The organism is Ruegeria sp. H8, assembly GCF_056532905.1.
In genome coordinates this window covers 1-19,904 of record NZ_JBQFNY010000013.1, presented here as the reverse complement: position 1 = coordinate 19,904, position 19,904 = coordinate 1, and the positions used below count along the sequence as shown (strand labels likewise).

The window sequence follows — 19,904 nt, the reverse complement described above, 5'->3', positions numbered from 1 at the left end:
TTTGCTTAGAAAATCCGGTTTTGTGCTCATAATGCTTTCACATGCCTTCTTTTGTGGTATATTGACGAAAACATAGCACATGGACAGTATTTCAATGCGAGCAGCAACGTCCGAGGGGCTTCCCCCGTATTTCAATATCGACCCGGATCTGGCCTATGCTGAACTGGGCGACCCAACCGGAACACATGAGTTCTCGCAAATCGCGGATGCCTGTGCGCGGGGGCGTAGCGACCTGGCGAACCGGGGGCTGGAAGAAAACGGTCAGAAAAAGCTGCGCCTGTTTTCGACCTGGGAAATCACCAAATATCTGATTCCTGTGGCGCCCGCTCATTTTCGCCGGGTCCTGAAAGGCAATCCGGATTTGCCCCAGGGACAGTCCGAAACCGAAGGCGGTGCCAAGTGGTTCACGCTGGATGAGGTTCTGCGGCTGCGGGCGCATTTCGCCTCGGAAGGATCCAAGGCAAAAGAATACCGCCCCTACCGCCCCGAGGGTCTGTCCGCCAAGATCGTGTCCGTGGCCAATTTCAAGGGCGGTGTTGGCAAAACCTCGACCTGCGCGCATCTGGCCATGTCAGCGGCTCTGGACGGTTACAAGGTGCTGGTCATCGACCTGGACAGCCAGGGTTCGATGACGTCGATCTTTGGCGGCAAAGTCAGCGATGAATGGCAGACGGTGTTCCCCTTGCTTGCCCGCCACTACGCCACCCATCTGCGCCGGGACAATCAGGGACGTCTTGACCGGGGTGAGGCCCCGCATCCGATCGACGATACCCTGTCCGAGGCGCTGAAGACCCGCAGCAGCGATCTGATCCAAACCACCCACTGGCCGAATATCGATCTGATCGGAGCGCAGCTGAACCTCTATTGGGCGGAATTCCAGATCCCCGTCTGGCGAATGCAGGGCCGCAGCTGGAAGCTGTGGGATGCGCTGACGGATACGCTGGACGAAGATGGGGTGCTGGACGATTACGATATCATTTTCATCGATACCCCCCCTGCCCTTGGCTATCTGACGATCAACGGGCTGGCCGCCTCGGATATCCTTCTGGTGCCCATGGGGGCCTCGTTCCTGGAGTTCGACTCCACGGGGCGCTTCTTTGACATGCTGCATTCCACCTTCCAGTCCATCGAGGATGGCGAGAACATGGCCGCCCGCGCCCTGGGGCGGCCCGAGATGGCGTTTCAGTGGGATGCGGTGCGCACGATCATCACCCGCTATGACGGCAGCCAGCAGGCGGAACTGGCCGGGCTGATGCAGGCCTATCTGGGCCGGACCCTGTCGCCGCACTGGCAGGGCTACACGGCGCTGATCGGTCAGGCGGGGGAACAGGTCAACGGTATCTACGAGGCCGATTACCGCGATTTCAACCGCGAGACCTATGTGCGCGGGCGGGAAACCTTTGATGCCACCTATGCCTCGTTCAAGAAGCTGCTGATCGGCGTCTGGCGGGGCGAAGAACGGGCCCGGCAGGCCGAAGAGGCGGGAACACCGGAATTGTCGCTCTGAGCGCGATGTTTCGCGCGCGAAACACGCCTGTCACGTCTCGAAACAGAGTCTGATCCGCGCAGGAAAAGGAGAAACCAATGGCAAAACGCAAACGACTGACCCCTGCCCGGCCGGATTATCTGGAAGACAACCGCCCTGCCCCCGGGCTGAACCCGATGTTCCCCACAGACACCCCCCGGACCACGCCGCCGGTTGCGCAGGTGGCCGGGGCCACGGCGGCGCAGGCGGCGCTGGAAGAGCTGTCCGGAGAATTGCGTGCCGCGCGGGCCGAAGGGCGCTTGGTGCAGGATCTGCCGCTGGACGCCATCGAGGAAACCTACCTGATGCGTGACCGCATGGCGGCCGATGACGCGGATATGGAGGCACTGAAGGAAAGCCTGAAGGCCCGTGGCCAGCAAACCCCGATCGAGGTCGTGGAGCTGGAGGGCGGGCGTTACGGGTTGATCTCGGGTTGGCGGCGTCTGACAGCGCTGCGGGCTTTGGCGCAGGAGACGGGCGAGGCCCGCTTTGAGACCGTGCGTGCGTTCCTCAGGCAGCCGCAGAGCGCTTCTGATGCCTATGTGGCCATGGTCGAGGAAAATGAAATCCGCGTCGGGCTGAGCTATTACGAGCGCGCCCGGATCGTGGCGCGCGCGGCAGAGCAGGGCGTTTACCCGGATGAAACTGCGGCCCTGCGTGGGCTGTTTGCCTCGGCCAGCCGGGCGAAGCGATCCAAGATTGGCTCGTTCATCGCGATCTATCACGCCCTGGATGACCATCTGCGCTTTGCGTCAGCTATTCCTGAACGGTTGGGGCTGTCGATTGCAAAGGTCCTGAAAGAGGAGGCAAAAGCAGCTTCCTTGATCACCACCGCTCTGCGGAAGGCCGCGCCTCAGAGCGTGGAAGCCGAGATTTCAGCTCTGACCCGTGCAGTGAACGGCCTGGGGTCGAATGGGGAAAACCCACCTGCTGCAAAGGCCCCCCTGAAAGAGACATTCGGCGGCATTCAGTTGAAACAGAGTCGAAACGGTGCACAGATCACCCTGTCCGGCGAGGGAATGTCCGAGACATTTCTTGCAGAGCTGAAAGCCTGGCTGCACGCGCGCGGCACATGATGTTTCGCGCGCGAAACAGATCCTCCCATCACCCCAACAGATCCGCCGCCGGGTTTTCGGCAATATCCACGTCGTCATAGTATTTCTGTGCCTGCGCCACAGAGCGGTGCAGCGACAGCCGCATGGCGGCCTGGATCGGCGCACCGTCCAGCGCGGCCTGGGTAAGAAAGCCAGACCGCAATCCATGCGGCGAGGCGAAATCCTCGGGCAATCCGGCCAGCCTGAGACGATGTTTGACAATCTGATAGATCGCATCCGGGGTCAGACGGCGTTTCAGCACCCGGTCCGCCTTGGAGATGGGGCGGAACAGCGGGCCACCTGTAATGTCTCCGGCTTCGATCCAATGCACCAGCGCCTGCGCGGCACGGCCCTTTAGGATCAGACGCGGCGTCTCTCCCTTGGCTGTGGTCTTGGTTTCCAGCAGAGAAAGCCAGGCCACGCCGGTCTTGTCGAACTCCTTCAGCGACACATCCTCGCGCATCAACCCGGTGATCTCGGACCGGCGCCGCCCGCCGCTGGCCCAGCCCAGCATCAGGATCGCTCGGTCACGGCAATCGCGCCGCGACCCACGGCAGGTGGTAAGCAACTGCTCCAGCACTCCGCGGGTGATCGGATGCTGCGACTTTGGGGCAGGGGGGCGTGCTGCCGCCCGGCGCGCCTTGGCCCGGGCCTGCTTGACCCGGGGCGCAACAAACGGGCTGGTCAGGTTTTTCATCCGGTGAAAGGCCAGCCAGGAGGCAATGCGCCGGTCCAGCGTCGACGGCGCCGGGCAGGCCAGCGATTTGCGCAGCCCCTGTTTGATCAGCATCTCGGCGCTCTGACGCGCGATGTCGGCCTCTGGTGCGTCGCTGAGGTCGCGGGCGTGATCGAGAATGAAGGCGAGGGCGGTGGCCTCAGATTCCGGCCAGTCCAGCGCTGCCCCGAAGCGCGCCATTTTCCACGCCGCCACATAGATCAGATCGCGTTCATAGGCGCGCAGCGTATTGGCGGGGGTGCCGCGGATATAGAGATCACTCAGCGCGTCCTGATCTGCCTGCGACAGGGCAGGGGCGGCGGCGGGGAGATGTGGGGCAGGGGGCTTCATACGCGCCATTCTGAGCCAGTTTCTGGGTAAAATCAATCAAACGTGATAAGGGGTACTTATCGAATGTGAATAGTCAACAAATCAGAAAATACTGTAGGCCTCGTTTTCGGAACTTTTTGCGTTTTACTTGACATAAGCCTAAATATAAAAAGGCAAAATAATTCTGAATATAAGGTCTTAGGCGCTGTAGTAAGCGGGGTATCCAAAACCATCTTCATGAAGATGGCTTGGCGAAAGCCCATCGACGGGATGTCAGATACGTGATCGCCGGAACCGTTAAGATAATCACGCAAAGAGCCAGAAAATAGTTCACCCCACCCAGGTTGACCATGAGGTAGACGATCACCTGGTTGAGAAACAGACCAAGGCCGGCAATCGCCAGAAACCGTGGCATGGCCCGCCTGTGGCCGGCCTCGGATTGAAAGCTGAAGCGGTGATGTCCGAAATAAGACACCATAAACCCTGTTACAAAGCCAAATGCATTGGCTGAGAACGGATGCAGGCTCCAAGCGTCAATCAATGCAATAGCAACAAGAGCGTGGGTTATCGTGGCGAGGATACCGACAATCCCGAAGGACATAACACTTCTCAGATCAACGGGCTTCACGAGCGTTCGTCCGAACCGAAAACGACGCGCTTTACAACAAAGCGGGGGCGCCGTTTGCTTTGCAAGTAGAGCCTGCCAATATATTCCCCAAGAATACCAATTGTCAGAAGTTGAACTGAGCTTACCATCAGCACCACGACCATCACCGAGGACCAGCCCGAGACGACATCCCCGGTGAACCATTGAAATAGGACCCAGACGATTAATACCAATCCCAGTATGGTGGTTAGAAGGGCCAACCATGTTGCCAGCCGTAGCGGAACAATGGAAAATCCGGTGATAGCATCGACGGCCAGGCGCAGCATTTTTTTGAATGGGTACTTGGTTTCCCCGGCAAAGCGTTCAGCCCGGTCATACTGCAATGGTACTTGCCGAAACCCTAGCCAGCTTACCATTCCGCGGATAAAGCGGTCTTCTTCCGGCATAGTGTTCAGGTAGTCGACCACTGTTCGGGACATTAAGCGGAAATCTCCGGTGTCGACGGGAATATCAACATCGGTCAGTCGGTCCAGCAGACGATAAAACGCAGCTGCGGTTGTTCGTTTGGCTACCGTTTCTCCCGCTCGTTGTCGACGTTGCCCGTAAACGACATCAGCCCCGTTCTGTATCAACTCCAACATCTCAGGCAAAAGTTCGGGAGGATCTTGTAGATCCGCGTCCAACACCAAAATATTTGCACCGCGTACATACGTCAGCCCGGCTGAAAGCGCCTTCTGATGCCCGTGGTTTCGAGACAAGATAATTGCGCGGATATTGAGCTTGGTTTCCGCAAGTTCTGTAACCATGTTCTGTGTGCGATCGGTGGACCCGTCATCGACCAGGATGAGTTCCCAGGATGATCCCACGCATGTTTCGGCTACAGCGCTGATCCGGCGAATGAACTCCGGTAGGACCGCTTCTTCGTTGAAGCAGGGCACCACGATTGACAAGCTGACGATGGCCTGTTCCATCTGTATTTCCGCATCCGATTTTTGTACTTTGATCGTAGTTACAATAAGGTTTTCAAATTCGCGCACCGATTAATGTTTTTGATCTCAAGTACTAGTACTGGGCAAAATAACAATGTCAGAGCAATCGAGTGCATTTTAAAACGATATTTTCCTTTAACACCTGTCTTCAGAGCCTCGGACTACAAAAGACAGGAAGTCTATTAATAGCAAAGATGGACGTCAAAGAAAGGTGTTGTCGGGTGACATTGGTTTGTGTGCTGCCTAATTGGATTTCCTCATGACCGATGTCAGGGTACCGGCACGGCTTCTGTTCGTATCAGCGATCCTTTCTGCCCTTTTTTTTCTACCTACTGCCGGAGCCGGAATCGCTCGATCTGGTTTCAATCCGGATGAATGGCGGTTCGCAGCGGGTCTTGAGCGTGTATTCGCTGAAGTTCATGGCCGCTGGGCGACGCATTGGGTGCACGAGGTTTTTTTTGAACAGGGCGCGCCGATTGCCATCCTGATCTTCATCATTTTTGCGGCTTTGTTCGGGGTTTCCGTTCTGATTGCCCGTGGGGCTATTGCGCTGACAGGGCCAGTCATCGTCGTCGCTGCCATCCTGGCGGTTTTTCTGGCCGGGTCTTCGCATGTCTATCTGACGGAGCTTTTGCACTATCAGACGCTGGCACCGTGGTTTTGTCTTGGTCTTCTTGCATCCGTCGGGGCCATGGTCCTGATTGAACCCACGGGCATGCGGTCGCGTTCTGGGCTCATCCTGCGAATGGCCGTCGCCGCAGAATTGATGGCCATATCCATTGGCTTTTATCAAAGTTATGTTTTGCTGGGGTTTCTTATTCCGGCTCTGGTTCTGATCCGGGTTGATCGGTTCAACCACAGGCAATGCCTGTTCTGTCTGTTGAGGGTCCTGATCGTCTCAGGTGCAGCTCTGGTCCTGTATCAGCTGCAGCGTGACATTACGATTTACGCCCTGAAGCTTGATGCAAATTTCCGTTTCTCGGGTGGCATAGATGCTGCGGTACTTGCCGATAAGCTGTCGGCTTTCTACCGGATTGAGAAGCTCATACATAGCGGTGGGCTTCTGGGGGTGCCGTCCTTTTATAGCCGCCTGTTCCTGTTGACTTCAGCCACAGCCTGCATCTTGGTTTTTATAGCGGCGGCGGTAGCTGTTTTTGCCGCGCGCAGGCTTGTCGGAGGAGGGTGGATAGGCGGATTGCGCGTGCTCGTTGGGGGATTGGGCGCGTTTTTCATCTTGCCGGTTCTGATCTGGTTTCTTTATCCGGAACCCTATCTGATCGGGCGCAGCATCGGGTTTGTTGGGTTTATCCTTGCCGGGGTTGTTTTGGCTTCGGCCACGGTTATCGTGCAGGGGATGGAAGCGACGCCTGTGTCCCGCCCGGCGCCGGTTGTGGCGATGATGTTGATCCTTGTGTTTGGCGTAAGCCAGGCGGTTGCCTCGTCACATATCTGGCCCCTGTTTAACCAAACGGCGGAACGGGACATTAAATTGGCGGACGCGATTGTCGAGCGAGCCCGGTTGCTGGATGGATTCGACGTCATAACCACTCCGGTCCGCTCCGTTGGTGGGCCTGTTTCCCAGTCTCTAAAGTTCGGCAGTTTTCAGCCACTAAGCGTGTTTCATCGCGGGGTGGATATGAATGCTATTTTTCAGGTGCGGCATGGCGCGACAGACTATGCCGGGTCGGTTCTTGCATCACCGTGGGCATGTACGGAGTTCCCGGCAGAAGGGGCTGTTTTTATGGCTGAGGGCACACTCTTTGTCTGTTTTGAAGATCTGAAGCCCATGTTAGCGCAATCCACCTGTTTCCCATTAGGCGGTGATGTGACTGGCGCACTTTGTTATTCTGACGGGATGGTCGTTCTGATCGGCCAGACCTGCGCTGATATCGATCTTGGCACTGGTCGGATTGTTGCAACTCAACTGGATGAAGCAGGGCGCTGGATCAGATCCAATCAATTTCACTGGCAGGCCAAAGCGACCGAGATGAACGGCCTTTGCTATCGGTTTGCTGAGGCATCTGACCTGCCTTCTTCGGTCTTACGGATCGAGCACAAGCTCTCAACGTCCGAAACGGCATGGGTGATCAAATATGACGTCAAGGATGCACGCCCTTTGAAGGAAATATTCGATACAGTTAATTAACGGGAGTATGTCGTGGCGGAAAGTATGAGCGCATTTGGACTTGTTACTTTTTCTTGCAAGTGGTGTGATGCTTGCTTTTCTGGTGGGTGTTTCGGTCACGGTTCTGAATATGCCACCAACGGCTTTGCTCCGAGAGGCTAAGAATACGGCAGAGGAACTAATCCGCAGCCCGTGGTATCGCGATTCCCGATGGTGTTGCGCTGGTATGAAGGCGTCGACTTGGTAAAGCATGACCCTGAACGCAGTTTGGCCGGGCTTACGGTCATTCAAGGCATTGTCCGTAGTCAGAGTTTTTCGGAATGCTTGGGCGTTTTAGTAACGGAGACTCTGGTTCGGTTTCTGTTTCAGGTTAAGCGGCAGCGCCCTGGTTGCTTGCATCCCCGTGACGACGTGGCACGGAATATCCGGTTTGCAAACAGGACGATACAGGTCGGGGTCGGATTGTCGCCCCAGTCTATAGTATAAGAAGCGTGTATGGTTGTCTGGCCGGCCTGAAACGCTTTCAAAGCATGGGTTGCTTGGATTTATGACACATACCGGCTCTGAAGGGATGAGTGTTTCGTTTGCAAGCACAAAGGCCCCGCCTAGGTCCTGTTTAAAGCCAGATAGTGAGTTAAGATTTTATTTTGTAACACAACCACCTTATCCTGTCATACGTCCTAAGAGCTAAACGAGGGAGATTTGAGCAATACATCGTTCTCAGATTTCCATCGGATTAACTTTGTTCTTAATAGTTATTTAAACGGAAACCATTTTGCCCCGTTATCTCCAGCCAATGACCATTTTGAAGCTTTAAAGCCATGATTTCAGAGCTCAAAGATAAGCGCCTGCTCCTCAGGTTTCTAAGTATCAGCGTTCTGGGTACGATTGCGGATTACCTGTTGGCGCTTTTGCTCGTTCTGACTTTTGCAGCCCCTTATGTTTTTGCTTCGATATGCGGCTTTGTGCTGGGCTCATTTGTCAATTACTGCGGGCATAATATCTTCAGCTATAAGCACACCGACAAAGGTACAATCTCGCTCCTGGGGTATGGGAAATACCTTCTGGCGGTCCTGTCATCTTTGGTGGCCCGCCTCGCAGTAGTGGCAGGGCTGGGATATGCGACCAACCTGCCTTTCTGGTTTATCCTGTTGGTTGCGATCGGGGCATCTTTTGTTACCAGCTATGTGATTTCGACACTCTGGGTATTCCGCAAACCGGATTAGGCATCGATGTAAAGCTCGTACCACATCATGTAGTTCAAAAGACCCCAGAGCGGGCGGCCATTGTCCCGTTTCCCGCTCAGATGGTCGTTGATCAGTGTCTGCACCGCCTGACCCCGAAACAGGCCTGTACGCTGAATATTCTCGGGCCCGAGATATCGCATCATCAGATCCTTCAGCTCGATCTTGAGCCAGCGGGAATAGGGCATTTCAAGCCCGACCTTCTTTTTGTTGAGAATGCTGTCGGGCAGATCGTTTTCCATTGCCCGCCGCATGAGATGTTTCTTGCGCCGGTTCTTCATTTTCAGATGTGAGGGGACTGTGGCCATGAATCCGGTCAGCTCCGGGTCGGTAAAGGGCACCCGGGCCTCAAGAGAATGCGCCATGGTCATCCGGTCATTCTTGATCATCAGATCGTCGGGCAGGAAGATGGTTGAATCGATATACATCAGACGTGACAGGGTCTCTTCCGCGCCGCAATGTTCGTAGGCCGCCTGAAAATGCCGCACTGAAGGCTGCAAAGTCTCGGTTTCGGTCACACCATCTGCGTAAAGGTCCAGTTTTTCAGCTTCGCTCAGGACAATCCGCCACCAAAGATGGGCTTCTTCAGGGGGCAGGTCCAGCCCGCCCAGAAACCGCTTGGCCTTGAATTCGAAGCTGAGCTTCTTGTCTGACACGGGCAAACAGTTCACCAGCGGTTTCATCACGCCATTCCGAATGAACCCGGGTATCTTTCGGGCCTGTTTATACATGTTGTAGGCTGCGTGTGTATCATAGCCGGCGAACGCCTCGTCGCCGCCTTCGCCCGATAGAACGACAACCACTTCGTCCTTGGCCAGTTCGCTGATGAAATACGTCGGTATTGCAGACCCGTCGCCATATGGCTCATCGGTGAAGCTCAGGTATTTTGGTAGCATGTCCCGCACCATATCGGCGGTGACGGTTACTTCACGATGCTTGGTGTTGAACTTTTCGGCCACAATTCGGGCATAGGGCAGCTCATTGAAGCTTTGATCTTCGAAGCCGACGGAATAGGTGTGGATCGGCTCATCCACATGTTTGTGCATGAGTGCGACCAGGGTACTGGAATCCAGCCCTCCCGACAGGAACACGCCAATCGGAACATCCGCGACCAGACGGCGCTGCAAAGCCTTGTCCATGAGTTCATAAGACGTTTGAATCGCCTGTGCTTCGGTCATACCGGGATCGACATGGAAGTTCAGATCCCAGTACCGCCGTATCGAGATTGTGCCGTCACGGGTGACCGTCATGTGATGCCCCGGCGGTATTTCGGAAATACCGTCAAAGGCTGTCTGGGTTCCCGGGATGTAGTTGAAGGTCAGAAAATCATGCAGGGCCTGCATCGACGGTTTCCGTACAACCCGGTCATCGGCGATGATCGCCTTGATCTCAGAGCCAAAGCGAAAATGGTCATTATCTTTCTGGTAGAAGAAGGGTTTGATCCCATAGCGGTCACGCGCCAAGTGCAATGACTTGCTGCGCGTGTCCCAGATCGCAAATGCAAACATCCCGTTGAGTTCCGGGATCATGTCGAGGCCAATTTCCTCGTAAAGATGGATCAGAACCTCGGTATCCGTGCGGGACTTGAAGACATGGCCGCGCTCTTCAAGGCGGTATTTTTCTTTCAGTTCCTGAAAGTTGTAGATTTCGCCATTGAAGACAATCACTACAGTGCCGTCCTCGTTTGTCATTGGCTGATGACCTGCATAAGACAGGTCAATCACCGAAAGACGCCGAAAACCCAGCGCAACGTCCTCGTCCAGCCAGACGCCATCATCATTTGGTCCGCGATGGGCCAATGTTGCTGCCATTGCCGTGATCAGCTCTTTTTCGGGGTGATCAGCCGCCGGGTCGACCTGCAGGATTCCGCATATTCCGCACATATCAATCGTTATCCTTTACAGTACTTGTACTCTTTCCTGTGGCTTGGGCCTTGGTCGGATCTGCGAGGTTGACCACCACGTCTCCCCCGCCCAGAGAACCCCGGAACCGCGCAACGGTAGCGTATTCCTTTTTGATCCTCTCCAGTATTCCCGGATATGTGGTCCGGGCGTGCACCGGCATCGTATAGACCAACCAGGTTCTGCCTGACTGTGAGGCCAGGCGATCCAGATCATCGGTCGTTTCGATGACATCCCACCCCTTGTCATAGTATGCATTGAACGGAAATCCTGCGATCCCGACAGCAAGAACCGTGTCCCCGGGTTGCAGGTCGCTTTCAATCAGATTGATGGCACCATTGAAATCCTGTTTTGGCAGATACACGTGCCGGAGGGATAAAAGAGATACCGCCACAATGCCTGCGCATATCAGTCCGGGCAGCCATTTCGTGGCTGCGGCGGGCAACCGTGCCAGGTGCGCAGTCAACTGGCCGGCAACAAAGGCACCGCGGATCACGATAAGTATCGCAAATCCGAAGGTGAAAAAGAAAAACCTTGGGAACAGGGTATACCCGATACTGGTCATTGCTATGAAACCGACTCCAACCGGGATCAGAAACAACGCCACAACAACCGGTCGCGTTCGGGCAAAGCTGATGACACCAATCGCAAAGACAAGGCCGGCGGCTATCACAACACCCGCACTGGCCAACCCGATTTGCAGACTGCTGAACAGTTCTGCCAATGCCCAAAAAGGGTTGGTCCACTCGTTGTCTTCACCCTTCAGTCCGGAATTCAATAGCGCCCCGCCGACCATACTGGGCAAGACCAGAGCATAGACCTGAAACGTAAACAGACCCACCGGGATGAAGCCACAAAACAACCCGTTCCAGCGATAGCGCTTGTATTGCTTGTTTTGCTGGACCCAGGCTGTGCCCCAGATTGCAAAATGCGCAAGCACCATCAGCCCCATGGTAGGGTGCGCATACGCCCCCAGGACGACGGCAAGGCAATACAGCCCCCATTTGCGGGGGCTCCCCTGGCGCATGGCGTCCAGAAACCAGGTGCTGGAAAGCAGGGCAAAGAACAGTAATGCGGTGTAACCACGTGCATTCTGGCTGAACCAGATGTGGTGATAGGAAAACGCCAGTAGTGCCGCCGCAAACAGAGCCTCACGAGTCGGGCCGACGCGTCGGGCAAAAAAGTAAATAGCGGCAATGCCGGCAATGCCAAAACCGACCGCAGGCAATCTCAAGGCCCAAACACTGTCATCGAAGACCGACAAAGACAGTCGCGCCAGCACCGAAAACAGGACATGGTTGTTGGCATCGTGATAGGTGCTGACGATCTGCCCGATTGTGAGGGGCATGTAATTTACGGATGTCAGAATTTCATCATACCAGATGCCGGTATCAAGTCGGTAAAACCGTAAAGCCGCGGCGCAAATCAGTAGTAGGCCAAAGATCAGTGCCTGGACCGGGCTAGCGGGAGAAATCTCGGGGCGCTGTGGAGATAGCGGACGGCCAATCGGCAGAAGCCGCAGTAAAAGAAGATATACCCCTATGATGATGAGACCGGCCTTGAACAGCCAAATCCCCTGGGTAAAGGCCGGATCGGCCGCCGCATCGGCGCCGCGCAACACCCGGGTGAACAGACCGACTGGCAAAAGCAGCCCTAAAGTAGCACTCGTCACTCCCGCCAAAGCGCCAAAAGAAAGCCTGCTCATCCAACTATGTACTCAATACCATTAACGTTTGTGTCCTATGCGCCCTGCGGAATTTTGCAAAACTGGCTCTACCTGTGCCGAGAATACGACAGAGATTACATTTCTTATCACTCATATCAATTTTTGGATCATCAGGAACTTATTCTGCTGATGATCGCGGTTTAACGAAACAATTTCCAGCTATGTGTAATAATGTTTCAATCCGGTGCAAATACATCTCGGTCGAGAGAGCTGTGAAACAGACTTAGCCCGAATTGACTGTTTTGGTCGCATCGTGGTGAACTAAAAGCTGGTTTATTCCGTGACGAGCCCCGGACGGTTTCTACCGGGACGATTGTGTTCCTCCCGCGGTCATAACGCGCAGTAAGAGACAAAAATCTCATGACGACATCCGAAAAAGGTTCTGTTTTTCCCAACAGACGCGAGTATCGCACAGGCGCCGTCCTGTTTGCCTTGACGATCTCGGTTTTGCTGACGCTGATACTGCGGCTCTGGGGAATTGATCTGCGCAGTATGTCCCATCCGGAAATCTATGTCCCTGGCATCGACCTGGTTTCCGGTATATCCGAACCGCCGCCGCGCCATAACCTGGCTGAAACCATCTGGTGGCATTTCCACGATGAACCGCATCCCATGGGCTGGTATGTGTCCATGCTGGGCTGGACCAAAGCGTTCGGCACGTCCCATTTTGCCGTGCGATCCCCAGGAGTTTTGTTCGCTTTAGGCTCTATTCCACTGATTTTTCTGATCGCCCGCAATATCTTTGGATCGACTGTGGGATGCCTGGCCGCGCTGCTGTTGTCGCTTCATGGGTTTCATGTGTTCTGGAGCCAGATGGCCCGCATGTATGTCGCTGGGGCCTTCCTGTCATTGCTGGCGACCTGGTTTTTACTGTGCCTTGTCAGAACGCGCGAACCGCGCCCGGGCCTTGAGATCGCTTATGTCCTTTCGGTTATGGCGGGGGTTCTGACGGTTGAGCTGTTCTGGCCCCTTATCATGATCCATGTGTTCTGGGCGGCTCTGGTCTTGCCCCGGACAAACGTGGATGGTCTGCGGTTTTGGCGCCGGATCGGTTTGCGGCAGGCCCCTCGGCTATTTCAGGTGCAGGCGCTTGCCTTTATCCTGTCCGCCCCGGCACTGACCCATGCGGTTTATCGTGCGCGTAAAGGAGCGGCTCCTGATCCTTCTCCTGACTTTCTGACCGAGTATTTCTCTTTTGGATTTCTGTTTGCAAAAGACGATTTTGCAGTCCCGCCGCTGTACATCGGGCCGGTCTGGACCTGGTTTGTTCTGGGTTTTGCCCTGCTGCTTTTGGCGGCCAGTCTGAAAGCCCCCAAACGCGAAGCGCCGGTGGTGGCTCCAGAGCGTAAGATCCCGATATGGGTTTTGGGGCTGGCAGCGGGTTGTTCGGCCTGCTTTATGTTCTGGCTCGGCTCAATCGCCCATCGCAGGAGCGAAGCACTGATGGCGATGTCTGCTTTACCCTTTCTGGCGTTGCTCATTCCTGTTCTGAGCACCATGTGGGGCGCGGTTGTGCCCAGGCTGCCCTCAAACACACTGCATTATCCTCAGGAACGGACATTGCTTTTGTGGCTTGTTGCGGTTGTCTCTCCGCTGATCCTGTTTGCAGCGTCCTACAAAGTTTCCATCCTGGCCCCCAGGGCCTTTCTGCTTTTCGTGCCTTATTTTCTGATCCTTTGCGCAGCCGGCGCAGTTCAGGTATTTCAGGACCACCGTTTAAGGCTGGTCTCGATTGGCCTGTGCGTCTTGGTGTTTGCGGCCAGCATACCTTACGCCGCTGGTAAGCCGGGCTCTCCCAATGACTATCAGGGGATTGTGAAGGCCATGCTACCTGAAATGCTGCCTGATGATCTGGTTTTTCTGAGGGACCGGGATTGGATCGATACGCCGCTGTTCTACTATATCAATGATGCGCAATTCATCGTTGCGGATCATGGAGAGGCCTTGCGACGTAATCCCGACGCTCGGGTCTGGTTGGTCACATGGCCCGATGTGGGGCAATCCGTTGTCACCGATGTGCGGCGTGAAGTCCTTAAGGATTATAAACAAACTCTGAAAATTGAAAGATTGCGGGCCAGTGCAGAGCTTTTCGAACCTGATACCAGGCCTTGATCATCCATGCGCGCCTTCTGGTGCCTGTTTTAGGGCCGCGGCTGTATCGGGTTGCCCATCCCTGCCTGCTGAAGCTATGGCCGAGGGGGCGTCGGTTTGCCTACCAGTGAATCAATGGGGCTGATCATCCAGACCCAGGCTGCTTTCGACAATATAAAGCGGGCGTTTCTGAGCCTCTGCATAAAGCCGCCCCAGATATTCCCCGATGACGCCCAGCACGACAAGTTGCAGGCCACCGATCAACAGCACTGCAACCATCAATGAGGCATAGCCGGGTACATCCACCCCGTAGACAAGGGTGCGTGAGATCAGGAAAACACCATAGATGATCGCGGCCAACGCAGTCAGCATGCCGACATAGCCCGCAATCCTGAGCGGTACGGTGCTGAACCCGGTAATACCGTCCAGCGCAAAGTTCCAAAGGCGCCAGTAGTTGAATTTGGTCTGCCCCGCCGCACGCTCGGGGCGGTCATACGCCACCTCGGTGTGCCGAAACCCGACCCAGGCAAAAAGGCCCTTCATAAAGCGGTTGTGCTCGCGCAGCTGCCCTACAGCCTGAACCACGCGCCGGTCCATAAGGCGGAAATCGCCGGTATTGGCGGGTATCGGTACCCCCGAAAGCCGGTTGATGACCTGATAGAACTTCCGCGCTGTCCAGCGTTTCATCGCGGTATCGCTGTCGCGGTGGCGCCGGACGGCATAGACGACATCGAACCCTTCGCGCCACTTTTCCAGAAATGTCTCGATCAGTTCGGGCGGATCCTGCAAATCCGCGTCTATCGGAACAACCGCTTCTCCTGCGGCGGCATCCAGCCCGGCCGTCAACGCGATTTCCTTGCCGAAATTGCGTGAAAAGTTCAGCACCTTGATACGATCATCGCGCTCATACGCGGCGGCCAGAATCCTGGCGGTCGCGTCTGTGCTGCCGTCGTTCACGCAGATGATCTCGTAGCTTTCCCCAAGCTGATCGAGGAATTGCCCCAAACGTTCGAACAGGGCCGGCAGAACCTCTTCTTCATTGAACATGGGCACGATGATGCTGAGCGTCGGAGCGCTTTGGTCCGGGGCTTTTTCCCGGGACGGAGTTGTGGGGGTACTCATGTTCAACGTCACCATGACGCGGGCCTTTTTCCGTTCATTTGGGCACAGGTGATCATGGATTTGACTTCGGTTCAAAAAGTTCTGTATAGGCACGCAAAATTTCGATCTTCAGTACCTTTTCACCGCCAATAAGTACTTCACGGTGCGCATCGGGAATAGCGACTTTTTTAGCGTGATCAATGTGAGTAGCCAAGCGCGCGCTTTTGAGGCTCGAAAAATGAAAACCGAATGCTCATCAAGATGAAGCTACTGAGTACTATACATCTCAAACTGATTGAGGAAGGTTTGTGCAGGAGTGAAAGGGCGATGCATGACATTCGAAATTCGAAAAAGAGTGAAAGCATCTTGCGTGAAGGCAAAGCACAGGTGCTTTGGGCCTTTCAGGCCGAGTCCAGAAATTGACCCGGATACGTCTGGTTTTGAAAAAGACAGCCTCTTTGCCGCATCTGCCAAATTAACCCCCATAACGCCGGGAAACGGATTTTTATCAACCTGTTCACAGGTGTTGGAGCGTATTTTCTTAACTACCGCATCTTCTGAAAGATCGCAGAGGATGCGGCCTGTGTTTCTTGAAGTCGAACGAAATGCCAGTTCTGTTGCCGTCAGGATGGCAAAAACAGGCAGGGGCGTTTGATGGCATCTTTCCACCGACTCAATCTTGTCTTGCGGTCCTTTCGCCGGGGGGGGGTTGTTGACGGATTAAAGACAATGTGGATGCTTTTCAGGGATCGTCTCTTCGGGCAGCATAGGTTGCTCTTCGCCATGAGTGGCGGCAAGGCCCGGCAGATCGACAGCATGTCAAACACGTTGACCGTGCAGTGCTTTCGCAGTTGGTCCGATCTTGATGATCAAAGCAAAGACTTTCTGAAGCGTAATCAGGACAAGATCCACTGGGATGTTCAAGGCGACCTGAACGCGGGTATGTCCGTCTGGATCGGGTTTTCCGACGGGGTTCCGGCAACCATTGCGCAAACCCGCTCCGGGCAAAACGTGAACGTATATTTCTTCCCGATGACCGAGCGCTGTGCTCTGATCTCTCACTGCTTTACCGTTCCTGATATGCGGGGCCGGGGGTATTATGTGGAAATTCTGAAACATGTGTGCCGCACGCTGGCAGAAGAGGGGACCACGCGTATTTATATTGATTGCAGTGACAGTAATTTGTCGTCAGAACGCGGCATTCTTTCAGCGGGGTTCTTGCCCATCGGACAGGGGGTCCACCGCCGAAATGGGACCGTTCATTGGCGACAGGATGCGCCGCCATCGATTTGTCGGCTGGAGGAAAGATAACTCTTGAATCAGTGAATGCTGAGGGGCGAGGCAGTCACAGCATTTCAATCCGTGACGTGCCAGTTCGGTCAGAATTTTATCCGGGAAATAAACTCGAAACAGATGATCAATAATATTCAAGCCTTACGAGCCTTTGCTGCCATAAATGTGGTTTTCCTCCATGTCATCAAGACGGCATCAACATATGGACAAAGCACCGATTATTTATCCTTCCTGGCCGGGTGGGGTGCAAATGGGGTCGATATTTTTTTCGTGATATCCGGCTTTGTCATGCTGCACACACAAATGCAGAAAAAGCGGCACACAGGCGCTTTCTTGACGTCGAGAATTCTAAGGATCGTGCCAATTTACTGGCTGATCACACTTTTTGTTGTGGCGGTTTATTACGCTGTTCCCGGGATCTTCAGGTCCATGGAGCTTTCAGGAACCATCATATTGTCATCGCTTCTGTTTTCTTCGCTTCTGGTGCTCGGTGAGCCACCGATTGTTTATGTTGGGTGGACCCTGGAATGGGAGATGCTCTTTTATTTTGTTTTTGGACTGTCTCTCTTCCTGAGGTCGTGGGTCCATGTTTTCCTGGTTGTCAGCTTGGTTCTGGCCGGGGTGTCCCTCGCGTCCGGTGATTTTATATCGCTTGAGTTCCTGTTTGGGATGGCTGTTGCGTATTTTTACAACAAGGGGTTTGAAATCAGGGAAAAGACAGGGGTCTTGATATTTGTTTTCGGGATGCTTCTTTTATGTGCCTCCCTGTCGGGTGAACTTGAGGTCGACCCAGCAAACCGTGTCATTATCTGGGGTGTACCGTCGTTTTTTATCGTTTTTGGGCTGCTGTTTGCGACGCAGATTTCAAATCGGTTTTTGGTTTATCTCGGGGATGCATCCTACAGCATCTACCTTGTCCAGATACTCACCATTCCCGCCTTTTATAAAGTGTCTTCGATTGTCCTCAGGCCCGTAAATGGTGACGTTCTGTCCATCTTGTGCCTGATAAGCAGCGTAGCCGCAGGGTGTCTGGTTTTTTCCGTGATCGAAAAACCCTTGACCAAAAAGATGAAGCGGGCATTCTCCTGACCATTGCGGTGTATAACTCTGCCGGGGACAAGCTCGGTATGCCCGAACAGTCCCGAACAGTCTTGTAGCGCATCGACCTGACGATCCCAGGGATGTTGACGATCTGAAACCGGCAATGCGTTCAGCCGAAAAGGCGGTGGAAATTCAGAAAAACTCTTTCAGTTTCCGCGCATGCTTCAGGTTTGATGGCAGCGATATCACATGTCGGGCCAGCTTGGCCAAGGATCGCGTACCTGGGATGACCTTGAGGGCCGACAGGCTTTTAGACGCTTTCAGGAAATTTTCATAGGTCTGGTTGTCCGCGTGGCGGAAGTCTTTTGCGTTCAGGTCCTCCCCGCCATTGTCGGTTGGTACGGACACGATAGAGGTCGCCTTGCGGTTCACATCGAATATAACAAAAGATTCATAGAAACGGATGCCCCAAACCCGCTTTTCCGCAGCATCCGAGAGGAGTTTGGAAAAGCGCCGGTTTACGCGATCTACCATGCTCATGGCGTATTTTACGAAGGAACGGTGCTTGGGACCGAAGCCTTCCATATAGGATGTATGTGTGTCTTCCACGACCAGCATGCCTCCATCGCGGATATGCGGCAGCAGGCACTCTGTTGTGATAATCTGTTGTTCATAGGTGTGGCCGCCATCGTCCAGGACAATGTCGATTTCACCGATCTCGTTTGCAAGTTTTTCGAGAAAGGCAGGATCGCTCTGGCTGCCTATGAAAATTTCAAAGCCTTCCTGCTCCCAACGCTTTGCGCCGGGGTTCAGTTCAACACCGATGATGCGGGCCTGTGGTCCAAAAAATTCGCGCCACATGAACAGAGAGCCGCCGCTCAGAACCCCGATTTCGACGAAGGTAATCGGCTTGCCGACATAAGGAGAGAAAAGCTTGTCATACACATCGAAGTAAGTCGAATGCTTGCTGCTTTTGTACGGGCTGTTCAGGTAAGCTTGGTAGCTTGCTGCGGTCACCGGCATTTTCTCAGGTTTCATTTCGTGGTCCCGTAATTGAATAAGTTCACTCGTAAGCAAGGTCATGGCCCGTATGTCTGCCATATATGATGCCGATGCAGGATCATGTGTCGAGACAAATACTCTTCACCCCGGAAGGCCAAACTGCCGCAACCCCGTTAAGGAACCGATCCGTTTGGACAGCCCGGTCTTGAAAAGGGGGTGCGATATGGGGCGCAAAGTTCCTGAATGTGGCCAAAACCCTTTTTTGCATGTTTCGTAATCAATTTGGCGTTGCTGGCAATCAGCTTTAAGTCAACAGGGATGCCGCATAAAGGGCGTATCCGCGCAGTTTCACATGTTCCACAGCGCGCCAGCCTGGAGAAGACACGGGCGAGGCTCAAATCTGAGCCCCGCCCGTGGTTTGATCGACAATTGTTCTAGCCAGAGGGGGTTGTTGCCGTCAGGCAAACAAATCCGGGTATGGATTCGATGATGTGTCCAGGAAATCGGCATCATCTCCGATGCCAAAGGTTTCCACGCTGTCACCAACGTACCAGTCGCGTTCCCGGCCGCCTGCAAAGTCGAAATCCGTTTCGATTTCGTCCAGGACAACAGCACCGTCTACCAGAACCTGAAGGCGATCGGTGTTCTGATCGACCATCATGGTCACCTGGTGCGTCTCTCCGTCATTCAGATCAAGATTCTTGATCTTATAACCGTCACGGAAACCGCCATCATTGTTGTCGACTTTCGCGATCAGATGCCCCTTTTTGGTCAGTTTCAGGCCGAAGTTCGAGTGGTTCCAGATAAGCCGCTCGGCACCGGTATCCTCTCCACCTCGGGTCATCTCGACCGAGAAAGCAATTTCTTCGGCGTCAGAGTAACCTAGCACTTTGCCAATATTTCCGCGGCTGTCCTGATTGCTTATGTCGATCATCAGTTCGCCTTCAGGTTCGGCAATGTTGACGGGTTCTTCGACCTCGGTTTCTGCCTCAGTCTGAGGCTGCTCTGTGGCCGGAGGTGTTGCCTCCACCTCGGTCTGAGGCTGTTCTGTAGCGGGAGGTGTCGCCTCTGCCTCGGTCTGAGGCTGTTCTGTAGCGGGAGGTGTCGCCTCTGCCTCGGT

At 54.5% G+C, this 19,904-nt stretch carries 17 protein-coding genes; 7 read left to right on the top strand and 10 right to left on the bottom strand.

Annotation, left to right across the window (positions count from 1 at the left end):
• Positions 1 to 79: 79 nt before the first annotated feature.
• Both ACR0A2_RS20285 and ACR0A2_RS20280 read left to right on the top strand, forming a co-directional pair.
• Positions 80 to 1,507: an AAA family ATPase gene (locus tag ACR0A2_RS20285; RefSeq protein WP_480836946.1), complete on the top strand. Its 1,428-nt coding sequence runs from the start codon at positions 80 to 82 to the stop codon at positions 1,505 to 1,507.
• Between the two features lie 77 nt (positions 1,508 to 1,584).
• On the top strand, positions 1,585 to 2,601 hold the full coding sequence (locus tag ACR0A2_RS20280) for a ParB/RepB/Spo0J family partition protein (RefSeq protein WP_480836944.1): 1,017 nt from the start codon (positions 1,585 to 1,587) through the stop codon (positions 2,599 to 2,601).
• 28 nt (positions 2,602 to 2,629) lie between these two features.
• Here ACR0A2_RS20280 and ACR0A2_RS20275 read toward each other — a convergent pair whose 3' ends face one another.
• The 3 genes from ACR0A2_RS20275 to ACR0A2_RS20265 all read right to left on the bottom strand — a co-directional run bounded on the left by ACR0A2_RS20275 (position 2,630) and on the right by ACR0A2_RS20265 (position 5,242).
• On the bottom strand, positions 2,630 to 3,685 hold the full coding sequence (locus tag ACR0A2_RS20275; protein WP_480836942.1) for a tyrosine-type recombinase/integrase: 1,056 nt from the start codon (positions 3,683 to 3,685) through the stop codon (positions 2,630 to 2,632).
• 214 nt (positions 3,686 to 3,899) lie between these two features.
• Positions 3,900 to 4,265, bottom strand: coding sequence for a GtrA family protein (locus ACR0A2_RS20270; RefSeq protein ID WP_480836940.1), 366 nt, complete (start codon positions 4,263 to 4,265; stop codon positions 3,900 to 3,902).
• 23 nt (positions 4,266 to 4,288) lie between these two features.
• Positions 4,289 to 5,242 (bottom strand): glycosyltransferase family 2 protein, encoded by a 954-nt coding sequence (locus tag ACR0A2_RS20265; protein ID WP_480836938.1) that lies wholly within the window; start codon positions 5,240 to 5,242, stop codon positions 4,289 to 4,291.
• A 277-nt stretch (positions 5,243 to 5,519) separates the two neighbouring features.
• Here ACR0A2_RS20265 and ACR0A2_RS20260 point away from each other — a divergent pair, with 277 nt between their 5' ends.
• The gene (locus ACR0A2_RS20260; RefSeq protein ID WP_480836936.1) at positions 5,520 to 7,406 is read left to right on the top strand and encodes a hypothetical protein; all 1,887 of its coding nucleotides are present in this window, start codon (positions 5,520 to 5,522) and stop codon (positions 7,404 to 7,406) included.
• 800 nt (positions 7,407 to 8,206) lie between these two features.
• Positions 8,207 to 8,611, top strand: coding sequence for a GtrA family protein (locus tag ACR0A2_RS20255; RefSeq protein WP_480836934.1), 405 nt, complete (start codon positions 8,207 to 8,209; stop codon positions 8,609 to 8,611).
• Here the strand turns inward: ACR0A2_RS20255 and asnB are convergent.
• The gene (gene asnB / locus ACR0A2_RS20250) at positions 8,608 to 10,512 is read right to left on the bottom strand and encodes an asparagine synthase (glutamine-hydrolyzing) (protein WP_480836932.1); all 1,905 of its coding nucleotides are present in this window, start codon (positions 10,510 to 10,512) and stop codon (positions 8,608 to 8,610) included. The genes ACR0A2_RS20255 and asnB overlap by 4 nt on opposite strands.
• Position 10,513: 1 nt before the next feature.
• Positions 10,514 to 12,235: a glycosyltransferase family 39 protein gene (locus tag ACR0A2_RS20245; protein WP_480836930.1), complete on the bottom strand. Its 1,722-nt coding sequence runs from the start codon at positions 12,233 to 12,235 to the stop codon at positions 10,514 to 10,516.
• A gap of 381 nt (positions 12,236 to 12,616) precedes the next feature.
• Between ACR0A2_RS20245 and ACR0A2_RS20240 the strand changes: the two genes are divergently transcribed.
• Positions 12,617 to 14,368 carry a glycosyltransferase family 39 protein gene (locus tag ACR0A2_RS20240; protein ID WP_480836928.1) on the top strand — a complete coding sequence of 584 codons (1,752 nt, stop codon included), beginning with the start codon at positions 12,617 to 12,619 and terminating at the stop codon, positions 14,366 to 14,368.
• A 111-nt stretch (positions 14,369 to 14,479) separates the two neighbouring features.
• On the opposite strand, the gene ACR0A2_RS20235 is transcribed toward ACR0A2_RS20240, so the two are convergent.
• From ACR0A2_RS20235 to ACR0A2_RS20225, 3 genes are read right to left on the bottom strand one after another with little or no spacing between them, the layout of a single operon-like run.
• The gene (locus tag ACR0A2_RS20235) at positions 14,480 to 15,469 is read right to left on the bottom strand and encodes a glycosyltransferase family 2 protein (RefSeq protein WP_480836926.1); all 990 of its coding nucleotides are present in this window, start codon (positions 15,467 to 15,469) and stop codon (positions 14,480 to 14,482) included.
• A 52-nt stretch (positions 15,470 to 15,521) separates the two neighbouring features.
• Entirely contained in the window at positions 15,522 to 15,662 is a 141-nt protein-coding gene (locus ACR0A2_RS20230; RefSeq protein ID WP_480836924.1) for a hypothetical protein, read from the bottom strand.
• Positions 15,663 to 15,715: 53 nt separating this feature from the next.
• Positions 15,716 to 16,117: a hypothetical protein gene (locus ACR0A2_RS20225; RefSeq protein WP_480836922.1), complete on the bottom strand. Its 402-nt coding sequence runs from the start codon at positions 16,115 to 16,117 to the stop codon at positions 15,716 to 15,718.
• Positions 16,118 to 16,231: 114 nt separating this feature from the next.
• Here ACR0A2_RS20225 and ACR0A2_RS20220 point away from each other — a divergent pair, with 114 nt between their 5' ends.
• Together ACR0A2_RS20220 and ACR0A2_RS20215 are read left to right on the top strand one after the other, a co-directional pair.
• Positions 16,232 to 16,759 (top strand): GNAT family N-acetyltransferase, encoded by a 528-nt coding sequence (locus ACR0A2_RS20220; protein WP_480836920.1) that lies wholly within the window; start codon positions 16,232 to 16,234, stop codon positions 16,757 to 16,759.
• 102 nt (positions 16,760 to 16,861) lie between these two features.
• Entirely contained in the window at positions 16,862 to 17,830 is a 969-nt protein-coding gene (locus ACR0A2_RS20215; RefSeq protein WP_480836918.1) for an acyltransferase family protein, read from the top strand.
• Positions 17,831 to 17,974: 144 nt separating this feature from the next.
• Here the strand turns inward: ACR0A2_RS20215 and ACR0A2_RS20210 are convergent, their stop codons facing one another.
• Both ACR0A2_RS20210 and ACR0A2_RS20205 read right to left on the bottom strand, forming a co-directional pair.
• A complete protein-coding gene (locus ACR0A2_RS20210) occupies positions 17,975 to 18,865 on the bottom strand; it encodes a class I SAM-dependent methyltransferase (RefSeq protein WP_253283610.1) in 891 nt (296 codons plus the stop codon).
• A 376-nt stretch (positions 18,866 to 19,241) separates the two neighbouring features.
• Positions 19,242 to 19,904 (bottom strand): hypothetical protein (locus ACR0A2_RS20205; RefSeq protein WP_480836916.1); only part of this gene is annotated, 663 nt, incomplete at its 5' end.

What these genes read in the sequence shown, in the direction of transcription:
- ACR0A2_RS20285 (WP_480836946.1), top strand. Translation starts at nt 80, where the DNA reads ATGGACAGTATTTCAATGCGAGCAGCAACGTCCGAGGGGCTTCCCCCG.
- ACR0A2_RS20280 (WP_480836944.1), top strand. Translation starts at nt 1,585, where the DNA reads ATGGCAAAACGCAAACGACTGACCCCTGCCCGGCCGGATTATCTGGAA.
- ACR0A2_RS20275 (WP_480836942.1), bottom strand. Translation starts at nt 3,685, where the DNA reads ATGAAGCCCCCTGCCCCACATCTCCCCGCCGCCGCCCCTGCCCTGTCG.
- ACR0A2_RS20270 (WP_480836940.1), bottom strand. Translation starts at nt 4,265, where the DNA reads ATGTCCTTCGGGATTGTCGGTATCCTCGCCACGATAACCCACGCTCTT.
- ACR0A2_RS20265 (WP_480836938.1), bottom strand. Translation starts at nt 5,242, where the DNA reads ATGGAACAGGCCATCGTCAGCTTGTCAATCGTGGTGCCCTGCTTCAAC.
- ACR0A2_RS20260 (WP_480836936.1), top strand. Translation starts at nt 5,520, where the DNA reads ATGACCGATGTCAGGGTACCGGCACGGCTTCTGTTCGTATCAGCGATC.
- ACR0A2_RS20255 (WP_480836934.1), top strand. Translation starts at nt 8,207, where the DNA reads ATGATTTCAGAGCTCAAAGATAAGCGCCTGCTCCTCAGGTTTCTAAGT.
- asnB (WP_480836932.1), bottom strand. Translation starts at nt 10,512, where the DNA reads ATGTGCGGAATATGCGGAATCCTGCAGGTCGACCCGGCGGCTGATCAC.
- ACR0A2_RS20245 (WP_480836930.1), bottom strand. Translation starts at nt 12,235, where the DNA reads ATGAGCAGGCTTTCTTTTGGCGCTTTGGCGGGAGTGACGAGTGCTACT.
- ACR0A2_RS20240 (WP_480836928.1), top strand. Translation starts at nt 12,617, where the DNA reads ATGACGACATCCGAAAAAGGTTCTGTTTTTCCCAACAGACGCGAGTAT.
- ACR0A2_RS20235 (WP_480836926.1), bottom strand. Translation starts at nt 15,469, where the DNA reads ATGAGTACCCCCACAACTCCGTCCCGGGAAAAAGCCCCGGACCAAAGC.
- ACR0A2_RS20220 (WP_480836920.1), top strand. Translation starts at nt 16,232, where the DNA reads ATGAGTGGCGGCAAGGCCCGGCAGATCGACAGCATGTCAAACACGTTG.
- ACR0A2_RS20215 (WP_480836918.1), top strand. Translation starts at nt 16,862, where the DNA reads ATGATCAATAATATTCAAGCCTTACGAGCCTTTGCTGCCATAAATGTG.
- ACR0A2_RS20210 (WP_253283610.1), bottom strand. Translation starts at nt 18,865, where the DNA reads ATGACCTTGCTTACGAGTGAACTTATTCAATTACGGGACCACGAAATG.